Annotated in this window: 15 protein-coding genes; 10 read left to right on the top strand and 5 right to left on the bottom strand. The window is 39.6% G+C overall.

What is annotated here, in order from left to right:
* Positions 1–52 precede the first annotated feature (52 nt).
* Both JW886_RS08765 and JW886_RS08760 read right to left on the bottom strand, forming a co-directional pair.
* Positions 53–169, bottom strand: a complete 117-nt coding sequence (locus tag JW886_RS08765) for a DUF4044 domain-containing protein (protein ID WP_082272304.1) — start codon at positions 167–169, stop codon at positions 53–55.
* Positions 170–224: 55 nt separating this feature from the next.
* A complete protein-coding gene (locus JW886_RS08760; protein ID WP_075525308.1) occupies positions 225–413 on the bottom strand; it encodes an SPJ_0845 family protein in 189 nt (62 codons plus the stop codon).
* A 249-nt stretch (positions 414–662) separates the two neighbouring features.
* On the opposite strand from JW886_RS08760, the gene tuf reads away from it, so the two are divergent.
* A complete protein-coding gene (tuf, locus tag JW886_RS08755; RefSeq protein ID WP_075525307.1) occupies positions 663–1,850 on the top strand; it encodes an elongation factor Tu in 1,188 nt (395 codons plus the stop codon).
* An 85-nt stretch (positions 1,851–1,935) separates the two neighbouring features.
* Here tuf and JW886_RS08750 read toward each other — a convergent pair whose 3' ends face one another.
* The 3 genes from JW886_RS08750 to JW886_RS08740 all read right to left on the bottom strand — a co-directional run bounded on the left by JW886_RS08750 (position 1,936) and on the right by JW886_RS08740 (position 4,609).
* Positions 1,936–2,280: a DUF1831 domain-containing protein gene (locus tag JW886_RS08750; protein WP_205871887.1), complete on the bottom strand. Its 345-nt coding sequence runs from the start codon at positions 2,278–2,280 to the stop codon at positions 1,936–1,938.
* Between the two features lie 9 nt (positions 2,281–2,289).
* On the bottom strand, positions 2,290–3,423 hold the full coding sequence (locus tag JW886_RS08745; RefSeq protein ID WP_205872510.1) for a cysteine desulfurase family protein: 1,134 nt from the start codon (positions 3,421–3,423) through the stop codon (positions 2,290–2,292).
* Between the two features lie 220 nt (positions 3,424–3,643).
* Positions 3,644–4,609, bottom strand: a complete 966-nt coding sequence (locus JW886_RS08740) for a ribose-phosphate diphosphokinase (RefSeq protein ID WP_075525304.1) — start codon at positions 4,607–4,609, stop codon at positions 3,644–3,646.
* Between the two features lie 374 nt (positions 4,610–4,983).
* Here JW886_RS08740 and JW886_RS08735 point away from each other — a divergent pair, with 374 nt between their 5' ends.
* The 9 genes from JW886_RS08735 (at position 4,984) to mnmG (ending at position 15,602) form a co-directional block, all read left to right on the top strand.
* Complete coding sequence (locus JW886_RS08735) at positions 4,984–6,138, top strand: hypothetical protein (RefSeq protein ID WP_205871886.1); 1,155 nt, start codon at positions 4,984–4,986, stop codon at positions 6,136–6,138.
* Positions 6,139–6,446: 308 nt separating this feature from the next.
* Positions 6,447–8,774, top strand: coding sequence for a polyribonucleotide nucleotidyltransferase (gene pnp / locus JW886_RS08730; RefSeq protein ID WP_205871885.1), 2,328 nt, complete (start codon positions 6,447–6,449; stop codon positions 8,772–8,774).
* A 66-nt stretch (positions 8,775–8,840) separates the two neighbouring features.
* Positions 8,841–9,608 carry a hypothetical protein gene (locus JW886_RS08725; RefSeq protein ID WP_205871884.1) on the top strand — a complete coding sequence of 256 codons (768 nt, stop codon included), beginning with the start codon at positions 8,841–8,843 and terminating at the stop codon, positions 9,606–9,608.
* Between the two features lie 96 nt (positions 9,609–9,704).
* Entirely contained in the window at positions 9,705–10,316 is a 612-nt protein-coding gene (cysE, locus tag JW886_RS08720) for a serine O-acetyltransferase (protein ID WP_075525300.1), read from the top strand.
* A gap of 109 nt (positions 10,317–10,425) precedes the next feature.
* Positions 10,426–11,784 (top strand): cysteine--tRNA ligase, encoded by a 1,359-nt coding sequence (cysS, locus tag JW886_RS08715; protein WP_205871883.1) that lies wholly within the window; start codon positions 10,426–10,428, stop codon positions 11,782–11,784.
* Entirely contained in the window at positions 11,777–12,187 is a 411-nt protein-coding gene (locus JW886_RS08710) for a Mini-ribonuclease 3 (RefSeq protein ID WP_205871882.1), read from the top strand. Before cysS ends, JW886_RS08710 begins: the two co-directional genes overlap by 8 nt.
* 207 nt (positions 12,188–12,394) lie before the next feature.
* Positions 12,395–12,763 (top strand): DUF1033 family protein, encoded by a 369-nt coding sequence (locus tag JW886_RS08705; RefSeq protein WP_075525353.1) that lies wholly within the window; start codon positions 12,395–12,397, stop codon positions 12,761–12,763.
* Between the two features lie 114 nt (positions 12,764–12,877).
* Positions 12,878–13,426, top strand: coding sequence for a hypothetical protein (locus JW886_RS08700; RefSeq protein ID WP_200407447.1), 549 nt, complete (start codon positions 12,878–12,880; stop codon positions 13,424–13,426).
* A 298-nt stretch (positions 13,427–13,724) separates the two neighbouring features.
* Positions 13,725–15,602 carry a tRNA uridine-5-carboxymethylaminomethyl(34) synthesis enzyme MnmG gene (gene mnmG, locus JW886_RS08695; protein WP_205871881.1) on the top strand — a complete coding sequence of 626 codons (1,878 nt, stop codon included), beginning with the start codon at positions 13,725–13,727 and terminating at the stop codon, positions 15,600–15,602.
* Positions 15,603–15,705: the final 103 nt, after the last annotated feature.

The raw sequence follows: 15,705 nt of genomic DNA, 5'->3' as shown, positions 1-15,705 counted from the left end.
CTGACCGCTCGGTCAGTAACTTTTTTAATATTTAAGTACTAGTAATTTTTGTTTAAAGTACAGTCAACACGGAAGCGAGCACGCTAAAAAGTGTTAGAATTACCATAATTATCACAACAACCATGGTAACTTTTTGAAAAGTACTTTTTTCTGGTTTTTTATATGCCATAGACCCCTCAGTAAAATTTATTTTAAATTAATTGTAACAAGAAATAGCTGACTTTTCAATGCTTATCTTTAAGTTCATCTGTATCTTTTTGTACTTGAGGGGTTAAAAATTTGGCGAAAGGATCAACTTTCTTCTCTTCATCAGCTGACGTTTTTTCATTGTCATCTACCAAGTCTACAGTTGATACACCTAAATCATCCATCATTTTATCAAAATCATCACGTTTTCTAAATGTAAGTCCCATCGTTTTATCCCCTTAAAAGTAGTAGTTATTTGAAGCACGCTCAAAAAGAGGAGTGATTCTTAACCTTATTTTACTACTTAACAGGAAAAAAATCTAGGTATATAAAAAACTTAGGGAAAAAACGAGAAGAATGGGACTGATGAGGCTTGCATTTCTAGCTTATTTTGAGTATAATGTTAAGGAACGGTAGATTGTGATTATGCAGCCTGCCTATTATAAAACAATTTTCTCAAAGGAGACATTTTTAAAATGGCTAAAGAAGTTTACGACCGTAGCAAACCACACGTAAATATCGGTACTATCGGACACGTTGACCATGGTAAAACTACCCTCTCAGCTGCAATCTCTAAAGTATTGTCAGACAAAGGTTACTCAAAAGCAACTGACTTCGCATCTATCGATGCTGCACCTGAAGAACGCGAACGTGGTATCACTATCAACACTGCTCACATCGAGTACGAAACTGAAAAACGTCACTACGCTCACATCGACGCTCCAGGTCACGCGGACTACGTTAAAAACATGATCACTGGTGCTGCCCAAATGGACGGTGCGATCCTCGTTGTTGCTGCAACTGATGGACCAATGCCACAAACTCGTGAACACATCTTGCTTTCACGTCAAGTTGGTGTTAAATACCTTATCGTTTTCCTTAACAAAGCAGACCTTGTTGATGACGACGAATTGATGGAACTCGTTGAAATGGAAGTCCGTGACCTCCTTTCAGAATACGACTTCCCAGGTGATGATATCCCTGTAATCGCTGGTTCAGCACTTGGTGCTTTGAACGGTGAACCACAATGGGTTGCTAAAGTTGAAGAATTGATGGATATCGTTGACGAATACATCCCAACTCCAGAACGCGACACTGACAAACCACTCCTTCTTCCAGTCGAAGACGTATTCTCTATCACTGGTCGTGGTACAGTTGCTTCAGGACGTATCGAACGTGGTACTGTTAAAGTTGGTGACGAAATCGAAATCGTTGGTATCAAAGAAGAAACTAAAAAAGCTGTTGTTACTGGTATCGAAATGTTCCGTAAAACACTTACTGAAGGACTTGCTGGTGATAACGTCGGTGCCCTTCTCCGTGGTATCCAACGTGACGAAATCGAACGTGGTCAAGTTATCGCTAAACCAGGTTCAATCACACCTCACACAACATTCGAAGGTGAAGTTTATGTATTGAGCAAAGAAGAAGGCGGACGTCACACTCCATTCTTCGACAACTACCGTCCTCAATTCTACTTCCACACAACTGACGTTACTGGTTCAGTTAAACTTCCTGAAGGAACTGAAATGGTAATGCCTGGTGACAACGTGCATATCGACGTTGAATTGATCCACCCAGTTGCGATCGAACAAGGTACTACTTTCTCTATCCGTGAAGGTGGACGTACTGTTGGTTCAGGTATCGTTGCTGAAATCAAAGCTTAATCATACTTTTACGTATATTAAAAACTGTCATTCATGACAGTTTTTTTTAATTCTTATTAAAAAAACTTCCTGACTTAGGAAGTTTTTAGATTTCTTGCTTGTTGAATATTCCACGGTCCACGAAGGTATCCATCTGGAAGTAAAACTTATCTTGAATAATTTTATTGGCATGTTGAAAGATATTAACATTTCTTAAACCCGATTTATCAGTGAGAGAGAGTTTAAAACCATTTAACTCTTTATTAACAATGATTTTGAGTAAAAAACCTTCGTTTGAATTTGGTATTTCCTCAAGCATCCGTTTAAATTCGTAATTTCCGAGTTTTGTTTCCGAAAAAGTCATATCTTTGAGTGTAAATTTCTTGAGTGTAGGTGCAAGACTATAGATGTATTTGCAGCCTTCTGGTTGTTTTTCAGTGACAAAAGCCATATTTTCTCCTTACTTCTTTAAAATTAATTTAAGATGTTCAGCAAACTTTTTAATTTCATCAATTGTATTCAGCTCCGAAAAAGATATTCGTATATTTTCTTTTAGTTTTTCAGATCCGCTACCATAGATAGCTTCTAAAACATGTGAAGGTTCAATGGTTCCTGCTGTACATGCAGAGCCTGTAGAAATAGCAAAACCAGCCAGATCCAATTTTGTTAAGAGAAGGTCGTGATTTTCATGAGGAAAAGCAATGTTGAGGACATGGGGCATGCTCTTACCAAACTGATTCTTATAAAAAGTGAGGGGTGCTGCGTCAGAATTGAGTTCTTCTAAAAGTGTTTTATGGAGGAGTTCTACTTTTTTATAGTTTTCATCCATATGTTCAATGGCAAATTCTAATGCCGTTGCCATCCCAACGAGTGAATGGATATTTTCTGTACCAGCTCGTCGTTTTTCCTCTTGTTCTCCCCCATGGATTAAGGCGTCAAAACGTAATTTTTCATTAAAGTAAAGTAAACCTACCCCTTTTGGTCCATGAAATTTGTGAGCAGAGGCTGAAAGAAAATCAGCTCCAACTTCTTCAGGATGGACAGGTATTTTCCCAAGCACCTGTGTGGCATCTACGTGGTAGGCAGCCTGATGATTTACTAAAAGCTTCCCTACCTCAGTAACGGGGAGGAGTTGACCTGTTTCGTTATTAGCCCACATCATGCTGACTAAAATTGTGTCAGCACGTAATTGTTCTTCGATAAGTGAAGCTGGGAAACTCCCATCTGCTTTTGGTTTTACAAAGGTAACATCAAAACCGTAACGGTCATGAAGGTATTGTACAGTATTTAAGACAGAAGGATGCTCAATAGCTGTGGTAATAATATGGTTCCCTTTAGCTTTATTGGCTAGAGCGTAGCCAATCAACGCTTGGTTGTTGGCCTCACTGGCACCAGAAGTAAAAAGAATATTGCGGCTATTGACAGCCAAAGCCCGTGCGACTGTTTCCCGAACTTGACGTACAACGTGGCTTGCTTGACGTCCCAGTCCGTGGATGCTTGATGGATTTCCAAAAGTTAAAGTTAAGCTGTCACTCATTGAGGTCACAACTTCCGGAAGAAGTGGTGTGGTTGCAGCATTATCAAGATATATTATAGTATTATTCTCTCTTTCTAAGTTAGGTTGAAAGCGGAAAAATGCAGGCTTTCAAAATACTATTTTTTATTAAATTAAGTGGACATTATCTTACTAGTATAGCCTTTGGGCTGTCATCCGTCAAGAAAGTAAGATAAGTTTTTAGGAGGAATTAAGTTGTGAGATGAGAAAAGATATTGCTGTAACAACAATATCTTTTTTGAAGATTAGAAATCGTTAATTAGTCCTGAGGTTTCTCGTGCTCAAAAAGAGGAGAGACAGGGCGTCCTTCATGAATACGTAAGATTGCACTAGCAAGATATTCAGCAGCACTCAGGTATTTAACGTTCAGAGGTTTCCGATGTTCAGTAACTACAGAATCAGTCACCAGGATTTCTTTAATATCAGCTTTTTCCAGTGCTTCCGCAGCATTCGTGGTAAAGAGGCCGTGGCTTGCTACAGCATAGATTTCACTCGCTCCTGCTTCACGCACGACTTGTGCAGCATTAGCAAAAGTATTACCCGTATTGAGAATATCATCAATAAGAATAACTTTTTTACCCTCAACATTCCCAATAACATAGCCATTTTCTCGATTAGTATCATCATCTTCATAATCGACAATGGCGATAGCAGATTCAAGATATTCAGCTAGAGATCGAGCACGTTTAATCCCAGAATTTTTTGGAGCAACGACGATTACATCATCGCCATAAAGCCCGCTCTTGCGATAGTAGTCCGCAAAAAGCGGAACAGTGAAGAGATTATCGACAGGTATATCAAAGAAGCCTTGGACTTGAACGGCATGTATGTCAAGTGTAAGGAGTCGATCAGCTCCTGCTTTAACAATCATATCAGCTACAAGCTTAGCCGTGATTGGCTCACGTGAAGTTGCTGTACGGTCTTGACGGGCATAGCCAAAATAAGGAATTACGACGTTGATGGTATTAGCAGAAGCGCGTTTGCAGGCATCAATCATAATCAAAAGTTCCCAAAGATGATCATTAACAGGGCAACTCGTAGATTGAACAATAAAAACGTCTTGGCTACGTACGCTTTCTTCCATGTTAATCATGATTTCACCATCGGAAAATTGTTTTGAAGATAATTTTCCTAGAGGGACACCTGTGAATTGGCTAATTTTCTCAGCAAGACCAGGATTTGAGTTTAAGGCGAACAGCTTTAAGTGTGAGTCAGAGTAAACCACGATTTCTCTCCATTTTCTATCTATTGAAATACTTATAGGACTATTTTATCAAAAATATGAGGATTTTCATAGTCTGTTTTGCAAGAAACTTAGTCAAAATATTCAATGCTGAGTTTAAAAAAGTATAAAAAGAAGATGAAGATTCAAATGTTAGAAAATTCAGATTTCACAAACTTAGTATTCTAAAAAATAAATAAAAGAACTTTAAATATTGATAATAAAGGCATTGAAAACATTTTCATGAAAAACGATGTGAAGTTTGTGAAATTTACGGCAAAGTCTTGCATTTGAATTTTCTAAATGATATAATAATCCTGTAAGGTTCGTTAAAGGAAACGGTTACGAACAAAATATCCATTTTAGGGGAAAATAAAATGAAAAAAACTAAAGTCATTTCATTGCTTGCAGTATCAGTACTTTCTGTATCTTTGCTTGCTGCTTGTGGGAATAACAACTCAAGCTCAAGTTCTGATAATAAAACAGAACAATCTTCAAAAGCTGAAGTCTTTGCTGGAGCAACTCAAGGGACAGATAGCTTTGCCGATCTTCAAAAAGGCTTTGCTAAAAATGGAGCTTGGTTGAACGCAACTAAAGGCGATATGGATGCTTCTGGAAAAACTTTGACTGTTGAAGGTCTTTTCTTAGGAGATGGACAAGTCGCTCGTAAATTGGCCATCTATAATCAAGATGATAACCATAAAATCACTGATCGTTATACCTTGACTGTCGATAAAATTGAAGTGAAATCACCAGGCTTCTATATTTCAAATGGTACTGTCAAAGGTAACGTTGATGTCTTTGCTCCTGGATTCCACGCTCAAAATGGTACGGTTGCGGGTTCTGTAGCAGGTGAAGCAACAATTGATGGTAACTTGACCTTTGCTAGTCAAGATCTCTTGGATGCTTATAACGAACTTCCAGATGCTCAAAAAGTTAAAGTAACTGGAACAACCTCAGTAGTTAAAGGAGATGTTGTTTCATTTGAAGCTGGTGGAATTACTGCTGGTTCACATGGTAATGTAACTTATTCATTCAAAGGAAATGGTACGGATACTGAAACAGGCGCAACAACTGGTACAAAAGATGTTTCAGTATTAACAAAAGCGCTTGGTAAAGATGGAGCTTGGCTTGTTTCCGCTAATGGTGATGTGGATGCTTCTGGTAAAGATATTACTGTAGACGGTACATTCCTCAATGAAGATGCAACGGTTCAACGTACACTTGCGATGATTGATCAAAATGATTCACACCAAGTTACTAAATCACATACTTTGACGGTTGACCGTTTGATTATTAAATCACCAGGATTTGATCTCGAAGGTGGCAATATCAAAGGTGATGTTTACGTCGCTGAAAATGCATCAATCAAAGCACGTGATATGAAAGATACTGACGGAAAATCTATCCAATCAGAAATCGATGGTAACCTCTATTTCGCAACTCAAGATCAACTTGATACTTATAAAGCACTTGATGCTGCAAATCAATTTAAAGTAAGTGGCACTGTTGGTGTAAAAACAGCTAAATAAAAGATGTCATAGATAATAGGAAAAGGCTCTGAATGAGCCTTTTTTTCTTTGACAAATTATTGTATAATGAGACATGCGTGTAGTTCTATACAAAGATGAGTAGGTCAACGTTAAGCTTATCAAAATAAGCTATAGTAAGGCGCAAAAATGAAAGATATTTTTGAATGCATTTACTGACAGCGCTGTCAGTGTTGATGGACTGATTTTTGTTTAGTAACACATGGAGTTAAAGCTTAAATAATAAAATATGCAGTAAACTGAATCTACAAAACACCTTTTGGTAGATTCAGATTGAGGAGAAATAAAATTTGGCAAAAGAAACATTTTCAATCGAATTTGCAGGGCGAACGCTAACTGTTGAAACAGGGCAAGTCGCCAAGCAAGCAAATGGAGCCGTTGTTGTACGTTATGGGGATACAACTGTCTTAACAGCTGCTACAATGGGTAAGATGTCCTCCGGCGATTTCTTTCCACTTCAAGTGAACTATGAAGAAAAAATGTATGCGGCGGGTAAATTCCCAGGAGGGTTCAACAAACGTGAAGCACGTCCCTCAACAGATGCAACTTTGACTGCGCGTTTAATTGACCGCCCTATTCGTCCTATGTTTGCTGAAGGTTTTCGTAATGAAGTTCAAGTCATTAATACCGTCCTTTCTTATGATGAAAATGCTTCTGGCCGTGTGGCAGCTATGTTTGGCTCTTCTTTAGCGCTTGCAATTTCTGATATTCCATTTGATGGACCAATTGCAGGTGTTGAAGTTGCTTATATTGATGGAGAATATATCATCAATCCAACTGTTGCGGAAAAAGAGGCTTCAAGTTTGGAGCTCTCTGTTGCGGGAAATATCAACGCAATCAATATGGTTGAATCTGGAGCCAAGGAACTTTCAGAAGAAGTGATGCTTGGTGCACTTTTGGCAGGACATAATGCTGTTAAAGAATTAATTGAATTTCAAAATGAAATTGTTGCAAAAGTTGGAAAAGAAAAAGCTGAAGTTGAACTTTTGCATGTTGATGAAGCTTTAAAAGCCGAAGTGATTGCAGCTTACAATGCAGAGCTGCAACAAGCTGTCCAAGTCGAAGAAAAATTGGCGCGTGAAGCTGCGACACAAGCAGTCAAAAATAAAGTGATTGCTGATTATAGTGCAAAATATGAAAATGATGAAAATCTATCAATCATTTTGCGTGATCTTGCTGAAATTCTTGAAGGAATGGAACATGCAGAAGTTCGTCGCTTGATTACTGAAGATAAAATCCGTCCTGACGGTCGTAAAATTGATGAAATTCGTCCGCTTGATGCTGAAATTGACTTTACCCCACGTAATATTACACATGGGACAGGTTTATTTACTCGTGGTCAAACCCAAGCATTATCCACATTGACTTTGGCACCAATGAGTGAAGCACAAATCATTGATGGTTTGAATGATGAATATAAAAAACGTTTTATGCATCATTATAATTTCCCGCAGTATTCTGTTGGGGAAACAGGACGTTACGGGGCACCTGGGCGTCGTGAAATTGGTCACGGAGCGCTCGGTGAACGTGCTTTAGAACAAGTATTGCCTTCTTTAGAGGAATTCCCTTATGCCATTCGTTTGGTCGCTGAAGTTTTAGAATCAAATGGGTCGTCATCACAAGCTTCAATCTGTGCAGGAACACTTGCGCTGATGGCTGGTGGTGTGCCAATCAAAGCACCAGTTGCTGGGATTGCGATGGGCTTGATTTCTGACGGAACAAATTATACTGTTTTGACAGATATTCAAGGGCTTGAAGACCATTTTGGTGATATGGACTTCAAGGTTGCGGGAACTCGTGACGGGATTACTGCGCTGCAAATGGATATTAAAATTTCAGGAATTACACCAGAAATTCTTGCCGAAGCTCTTGCACAAGCAAAAACTGCACGTTTCCAAATTCTTGATGTGATTGAAGCAACAATTGCACAACCTCGGAAAGAGTTAGCACCGTCAGCGCCTAAAATTGATACCATTTCAATTCCTGTCGATAAAATTAAAGTTGTTATCGGTAAAGGTGGCGAGCAAATCGATAAAATTATTGCTGAAACGGGCGTAAAAATTGATATTGATGACGAAGGACTTTGTTCAATCTTTTCATCTGATCAGGCAGCAATTGATCAAGCAAAAGCGTTGATTGCTGAACTTGTTCGTGAAGCAAAAGTTGGTGAAATTTATGATGCAAAAGTAGTTCGTATCGAAAGTTTTGGTGCTTTTGTAAATCTATTTGGTAAGCAAGATGCAATGGTTCATATTTCTGAAATGGCCTGGGCGCATACGGATAAAGTGGAAGATTTGTTAAAAGTAGGCGATAGTGTCAAAGTCAAGATCTTAAAGATTGATGACAAGGGACGGGTAGATGCCTCTATGCGTGCTTTAGTTGAAAAACCAGAGGACTATGTTGAGCCAGAGCGGAAGCCACGGGAGAAACGGGAAAATTCTTCCTACCGCAAGGGAAATAACCGTCATCATAATTTTGAACGCCGTGAGCGTACTCAATATGCTGATAAGGAAGAAGTCAAGACTGATAAGACCTATCCACACCAATTTGAGCGTCGCGAACGTCATCCTCAACTAGATCAGGACTTCCCAGAACTTTCAAATCAAAAACCTGAATAAACGGAAAAGCTGTAAAATGGGGTAATCAGAGCACAAAAGTTACTGACAGCCCTGTCAGCAAAAAATATGGCTAAATATACTATTAATCCAGAACTTGATGAGCGCTTGCGTTTATCTCTTGACAACCCAGGGTCATTCATGGAAGACTTATCATTGGTCTATGCATTTCATCAATTCCCTGTTTTAGTTCCTAAAGAAGTATTCTTCGTACCTTTAGAAGACCATAAAGCAATCCCTGTTTTTACGACAGAAAAAGAACTGGAGGTTTTCTTATCGGAATTAGAGGATTTCGAGACAGAGTGGGAATTACACTCTTTAGTCGATCTCTTGGATCAACTCATGCCAACAGATATAGATGTGGTGGCGATTAACCCCAAATTGCCTCAAGATGAGGATCGGGGGAATACTGTCTACTTTGGGAAGTCTGAATTCATGCAATTTTTGGTTCATTATACAGATATTTTGAATAAAGCGTTCAGTCCAGAAAACCTTCAGGCTCCTCAAGCAGATAAGTACTATTTTGTCCCAGCTTTTGTGACGGTGAACAATAAACGGCATTTTCCAAATCTAATGAGTGAAACGAACCAAGAATATCTTCCTCTTTTTGATAACTTGGATAGTCTCTCAAAGTGGTATGGTGAAGCTTATTTTAGTAAAGAATTTAAGGAAAATAATGGTCAGGTTTTGTTCATGAAGTTGCCAGAGTTGCTTCATCCAACAGATGATGCGAACAATGATTTTGGCCAAACGGTTGGAATCACAGTTAATCCTTTAGATTATTCACAAGAAGATGTCAAAAATTCAATGATTACATGGGAAGAACTAGGCTTGTAATTGTATTGAGCGGGTCTAGGTCATCCTTGGTCTGAGAAATGAGATGAATACTTATGGTATAATCACTATAAGTATTTTTTAACGAAGTAGGAAATAATGAGCGAAAAAAAGAAAGGTTTCTGGCGAGAAGCCATTCGGGTAACCAAAGAAAATGATCCCGCAGCGCGGACAGCCTTGGAAGTCTTATTGACTTATCCAGGAGTTAAAGCTTTAGCGGCACATCGGCTTTCTCATTTTCTGTGGCGACACCATTTTAAACTTTTGGCGAGGATGCATTCTCAATTTTGGCGTTTTTGGACACAGATAGAGATTCATCCTGGGGCACAGATTGATTATGGCGTCTTTATTGATCATGGCTCTGGTTTAGTTATAGGAGAAACGGCTGTTGTTGAACATGATGTGAAACTTTATCACGGCGTCACCCTTGGTGGGACTGGAAAAGATAAAGGAAAAAGACATCCTACTGTAAGACATGGTGCTTTAATTTCAGCACATGCTCAACTGCTCGGACCTATTGAGGTGGGGGCAAATGCTAAAGTTGGCGCAAGTGCAGTGGTTGTAAGTGATGTTCCTGAGCGGGTAACGGTTGTAGGTATCCCTGCACGTGTGGTCAGGGTAGATGGCAAGAAAGATATAAAGAAAATCACGACCCTAGAAGAGCGCCGTGAAGCAAGTTACCATTCCTCTCATCACCCCTCAGACCAATAAAGAGCTAGAATAAGAAAAACAGATAGAATTTTTTGAGGAAGGCCTTAACGCTTCTTTTTTGAAAGAGAACAGGAGCTGACAGCTCCATCAGTTAGGGAAATGGAAAAATATGCTGAAAATTTATAATACGATGAGTCGACATCTAGAGGAATTTCAACCACTTGAACCAGGAAAAGTGAAAATGTATGTTTGTGGTCCAACGGTCTACAATTATATCCACGTGGGTAATGCAAGAAGTGTAGTTGCGTTTGATGTGATCAGAAAATATCTGGAGTATCGTGGTTTCACTGTGGACTATGTCTCTAATTTTACAGATGTGGATGATAAGATTATCAAGGTAGCGCACAATGAGTCTACAACGCCTCAGGAAGTCTCAGAGCGCTATATTAGAGCTTTTTATGAGGATACTGCAGCATTAAGCGTGAAAAAGGCAACGCATAATCCCAAAGCGACTGAATATATTTCAGATATGATCGTCTTTATTCAAGATTTGATTGATAAAAAATTTGCTTATGTCGTCGATGGCGATGTATACTTCCGAGTAGCAAAAGCTAAAGATTATGCCAAATTAGCAAACAAGAACCTTGCAGAGCTTTTAGAGGGAGCTTCAGGACGCCTGGATGAGGAAGCTGCGCGTAAAGAATCGGCTGCTGATTTTGCCTTATGGAAGGCAGAAAAAACAGGAGAAATCTCTTGGGATGCTCCTTGGGGTGCGGGTAGACCAGGTTGGCATATTGAATGTTCAGTAATGAGTACGTCACTTTTAGGAGATACAATTGATATCCATGGTGGGGGTGCCGATTTGGAATTCCCACATCATACGAATGAGATTGCCCAATCAGAAGCAAAGACAGGACAAAAGTTTGCCAATTACTGGATGCACAATGGATTTGTAAATGTGGATGGTGAAAAAATGTCCAAATCACTGGGAAATTTTACCACTGTACATGAGCTTTTACAGGCTATTGAGCCACGTGTTCTTCGATTTTTCCTAGCAACGACGCATTATCGTCGCCCAGTTAATTTTACTGAAGAAGGGCTACAGGATGCGGAAAATAACGTTAAAAAGCTTGAAAATGCTTATCGTAACCTTGACGCCTCTGCTGTATTAACTGAAACGGAGCTGACAGAGCTGTCAGTATTTCAAACTAGTTTTAAAGAGGCGATGGACGATGATTTCAACATTGCAAATGGACTTACAGTCTTTTACGACTTTATCAGCTGGGTTAACAAAGGTCATGGCGGTATGCTAACACTGGAGTTCTTTGATCAAGTGCTTGAAATCTTAGGCATTCATTTCGAAAAAGCAGAACGACTCGCAAGTGAGATTGAAGCAATGATAGAGGCGCGCCAAGTAGCGCGTGAAGTGCGTGATTTTGCTAAAGCTGACGAAATCCGTGATCAACTTAAAGCTGAGGGAATCGTTTTGGAGGATACGAAAGAAGGGGTGCGTTGGCATCGTGAATAAACAACAAGCAGCATTACTAAATGGAATCGCATTGGCCTACATAGGAGATGGAGTCTATGAGGTCTTTGTCAGAGACTATCTCTTGAGCAAAGGCTTGACCAAACCAGCTCAACTCCAAAAACATGCGACACAGTTTGTTTCTGCCAAAGCACAGGCAAAAATATTTGCAGCTATGGAAGCGCTGGGTTTTCTCACTGAAGAAGAGCTGAATTATTTTAAGCGTGGGCGCAATGCCCATTCGAAAACTACAGCTAAAAATACGGATGTAGTCACTTATCGAATCTCTACAGGATTCGAAGCGGTCATTGGGATTTTACATTTGACCCACCAAGAAGAGCGTCTCCAAGAATTATGGGAATTTTGTGTTAAAGTTATTGAAAATCCAACACCTGAAGAAAAATAAAGTTATTTTTAGAATACGTTTTATTCAACTAGTGGAATCATAAAATTACTAGAGCATCAAAGGTATGAAAAGCTTGCAAAGCCACAAGCCATCAGCCTTTTGACCACCTTTATTTAGGAAAAATGAAAGTATTAAGCAAATTATTTTCAAAAAGAAAAATAATCCGCTAGAATAGGTATGCGTATAAAACAGCGGAAAGAAGAAGAAATGTATAGAGTAGTAACGATGTACGGCACCGACGAGCCATGGTGGTTCTTCGATGGCTGGAAAGAAGATATTGTTTCAGTTGATGAATTTGATGATTTTTATAAAGCTTTAAAATGCTATAAAAAAGAATGGTTAAAAATGGCCAGCAAGTTTAAAGAATACACAAGCAAGGAAGGTTTACAAACCGCCTTTTGGCAATCTGGTGATGAGGAGTGGTGTGAAGAATGTGTTGGATATCTCCAACGCTATCATAGCATTGCGCTCCTTGAGGATTGGCATGCGATACCGCTTGAGAAGAAACGATCTGGCTACAGTAAAAAGTCAGCCGAACTTCCAGGTCGATTTTGTGCCCTGCGGGGTGAAGCCTAAGAAAAAAGTTGCTCTTCTGGAGGGACTTTTTTCTATCTAAGCATTTTACTAGCCATTTACTAAGAAAAGTATTATAATAATTTTATAATAAATTTCTTAGTAAAGGAGGGTGAGATGAAAAGAACATTAATTATATTAGACGGTTTATTGCTCTCTTTAATTGTGATTCTTGGCATTGCCCTTTTTTTCAGCGTACAAAATCAGCGCGATGAGCGTTCCATCACGACGACCCAACGTACTTCTAGTCAAAGTTCTGAACGTGCTTTGAGAATTGTTGCCGATGAGCTAGTGGAAGGGAAATTTGATTCTTTAGCTGGCTTGTGGAAAAATGAGCATCTGGAAGCAAATTCTGCACAAGAAGTGGTAATCACAGGTCCATTACTGACGCGTGATGGTGCTTCTGATGAGCTCGTTTTTCGGGAAAAAAATAGTGATACTGGATTGATCCGGCTAGGGCTTAAAGAAAAGGAAGAAGTAATTATCGCCATTTATCCACGTGGCAGTGCTATCCCCGTAAGGACAGCCCAAGGTGAAGTGGATTATACAGGCGAAAGTGATCCTACGGATATGGAGCAAGATCGGCTGATTGTCGGGCAAGGTTACTTGAATGCTCAACAAACTGAACAAAAGGTTTTCTATCGTCAAATGGAAGAAACAATCTAAAATAAAATTAGCATGGGGAAGAAAGTTCTTTTTTGAGAAAATCCTCTTGAAATATAATCTGAAATAGGGTAAAATATCAATATCTTAGTAAGAACTCGATGGTCAAAGCTCGGGAAAATATGCGAAAGTCACTGGAAGTCACTGACCGCTTGGTCAGTAATTTTCGGAGTGAGTTTTTGTCGTATTTTTCACAGCTTTGGCTTTTTTGTTTGAAAAAAATAAAGCACAAAGAATCGTTTAGTTATGATTAGAAAATCTAAAAGAAAAGGACGAATTTTGTAAAATTCGAAGCAAAAAAATGGACGTTCAAGAAAATTATGATGTCATTGTTGTAGGAGCCGGGCATGCGGGTGTAGAAGCTAGTCTTGCTGCAGCGCGAATGGGCTGTAAAACCTTACTTTTGACCATCAACTTAGATATGGTTGCTTTTATGCCTTGCAACCCTTCTATTGGTGGTTCAGCCAAGGGAATTGTTGTACGAGAAATTGACGCCTTAGGTGGTGAAATGGGTCGCAATATTGACAAGACCTATATCCAAATGAAAATGCTCAACACAGGTAAGGGACCGGCGGTTCGAGCCTTAAGAGCTCAAGCGGATAAAAATGAATATGCGTTATCAATGAAAAATACCGTTTCTAACCAAGAAAATTTAACCCTTCGTCAGGGAATGGTAGAAGAACTGTTGGTAAATGAAGCGCAAAACGAAGTGGTAGGTGTAAAGACTGCGACTGGGACACGTTATGGGGCTAAAACAGTCGTGATCACGACCGGGACGGCGTTACGTGGAGAAATTATCATTGGGGAGTTGAAATATGCCTCAGGCCCCAATAATTCGCTCTCTTCAATCGGCTTGGCAGATCATTTGCGCCAACTTGGTTTTGAAATTGGGCGTTTTAAAACGGGTACACCTCCACGTGTGTTGGCCAGCTCGATTGATTACGATAAAACGGAGATTCAACCTGGCGACACTGCACCCAATCATTTCAGCTTTATGAGCCGTGATGAAGATTACCTCAAAGATCAAATCCCTTGTTGGTTGACTTATACAACAGAAAATAGTCACACCATCTTGCGAGAAAACCTCCATCGTGCACCGCTCTTTTCAGGAATGGTCAAAGGTGTAGGCCCTCGTTATTGTCCATCTATTGAAGACAAAATTACCCGCTTTGCTGATAAACCACGGCACCAATTGTTCCTTGAACCGGAAGGACGCAACACCGAAGAAGTTTATATTGGTGGACTTTCAACATCAATGCCAGAAGATGTCCAATTTGATCTGGTACGCTCTATCCCAGGGCTTGAAAATGCACAAATGATGCGGACCGGTTATGCGATAGAATATGATGTCGTCATGCCTCATCAACTTCGTCCAACTTTAGAAACTAAACTCATCGCTGGCCTCTTTACTGCGGGACAAACCAATGGGACGTCAGGTTATGAAGAAGCTGCTGGTCAAGGCTTGGTAGCGGGAATCAATGCTGCGCTTAAAGTTCAAGGAAAACCTGAGTTTATTTTAAAACGGAGTGAAGCATATATTGGCGTAATGATCGATGACTTGGTCACTAAAGGGACGCTTGAGCCTTACCGTTTGCTGACATCCCGTGCAGAATACCGCCTGATTCTCCGCCACGACAATGCGGATCGCCGTTTGACAAAAATGGGGCGAGAAGTTGGTTTGGTATCGGATCAACAATGGGAAATTTATGAACAAAAGATGGCTCAATTTGATCGAGAAATGAAACGGTTATCAGCTGAAAAATTAAAACCATTACCTGAAACGCAAGAAAAGTTAGGTGCGATGGGATTTGGTCCAATTAAGGATGCTCTAACAGGTGCAGAATTTTTGAAACGTCCTGAGGTTCATTATGATGATGTCATTAATTTCATTGGCGCAGCCCCAGAAAAAATTGACCGTACGGTCATTGAGCTGATTGAAACTGAAATCACTTATGAAGGTTATATCAAGAAAGCCATGGATCAGGTTGAAAAGATGCACCGTTTAGAAGCAAAACGTATTCCTAAGAATATGGACTGGGATAAACTTGATTCTATTGCGACAGAGGCGCGTCAAAAATTTAAAAAAATTAACCCTGAAACTTTGGGACAAGCAAGTCGGATTTCGGGAGTTAACCCTGCCGATATTAGTATTCTGATGGTTTATCTCGAAGGCAGATAAAAACAGAGTAAAAGCGTTACTGACAGAGCTGTCAGTAACGCTTTTTTCTTGTGCATTGATGAGAAAGTTGTTAAAATGAGCTTAAATAAGGAGTTGCTAAGGT

Origin of the sequence: Lactococcus taiwanensis (assembly GCF_017068355.1) — a bacterium.
Classification (GTDB): domain Bacteria; phylum Bacillota; class Bacilli; order Lactobacillales; family Streptococcaceae; genus Lactococcus; species Lactococcus taiwanensis.
This window is presented reverse-complemented; position numbering and strand designations above follow the sequence as displayed.

What these genes read in the sequence shown, in the direction of transcription:
- JW886_RS08765 (WP_082272304.1), bottom strand. Translation starts at nt 169, where the DNA reads ATGGCATATAAAAAACCAGAAAAAAGTACTTTTCAAAAAGTTACCATG.
- JW886_RS08760 (WP_075525308.1), bottom strand. Translation starts at nt 413, where the DNA reads ATGGGACTTACATTTAGAAAACGTGATGATTTTGATAAAATGATGGAT.
- tuf (WP_075525307.1), top strand. Translation starts at nt 663, where the DNA reads ATGGCTAAAGAAGTTTACGACCGTAGCAAACCACACGTAAATATCGGT.
- JW886_RS08750 (WP_205871887.1), bottom strand. Translation starts at nt 2,280, where the DNA reads ATGGCTTTTGTCACTGAAAAACAACCAGAAGGCTGCAAATACATCTAT.
- JW886_RS08735 (WP_205871886.1), top strand. Translation starts at nt 4,984, where the DNA reads ATGAAAAAAACTAAAGTCATTTCATTGCTTGCAGTATCAGTACTTTCT.
- JW886_RS08725 (WP_205871884.1), top strand. Translation starts at nt 8,841, where the DNA reads ATGGCTAAATATACTATTAATCCAGAACTTGATGAGCGCTTGCGTTTA.
- cysE (WP_075525300.1), top strand. Translation starts at nt 9,705, where the DNA reads ATGAGCGAAAAAAAGAAAGGTTTCTGGCGAGAAGCCATTCGGGTAACC.
- cysS (WP_205871883.1), top strand. Translation starts at nt 10,426, where the DNA reads ATGCTGAAAATTTATAATACGATGAGTCGACATCTAGAGGAATTTCAA.
- JW886_RS08705 (WP_075525353.1), top strand. Translation starts at nt 12,395, where the DNA reads ATGTATAGAGTAGTAACGATGTACGGCACCGACGAGCCATGGTGGTTC.
- JW886_RS08700 (WP_200407447.1), top strand. Translation starts at nt 12,878, where the DNA reads ATGAAAAGAACATTAATTATATTAGACGGTTTATTGCTCTCTTTAATT.
- mnmG (WP_205871881.1), top strand. Translation starts at nt 13,725, where the DNA reads ATGGACGTTCAAGAAAATTATGATGTCATTGTTGTAGGAGCCGGGCAT.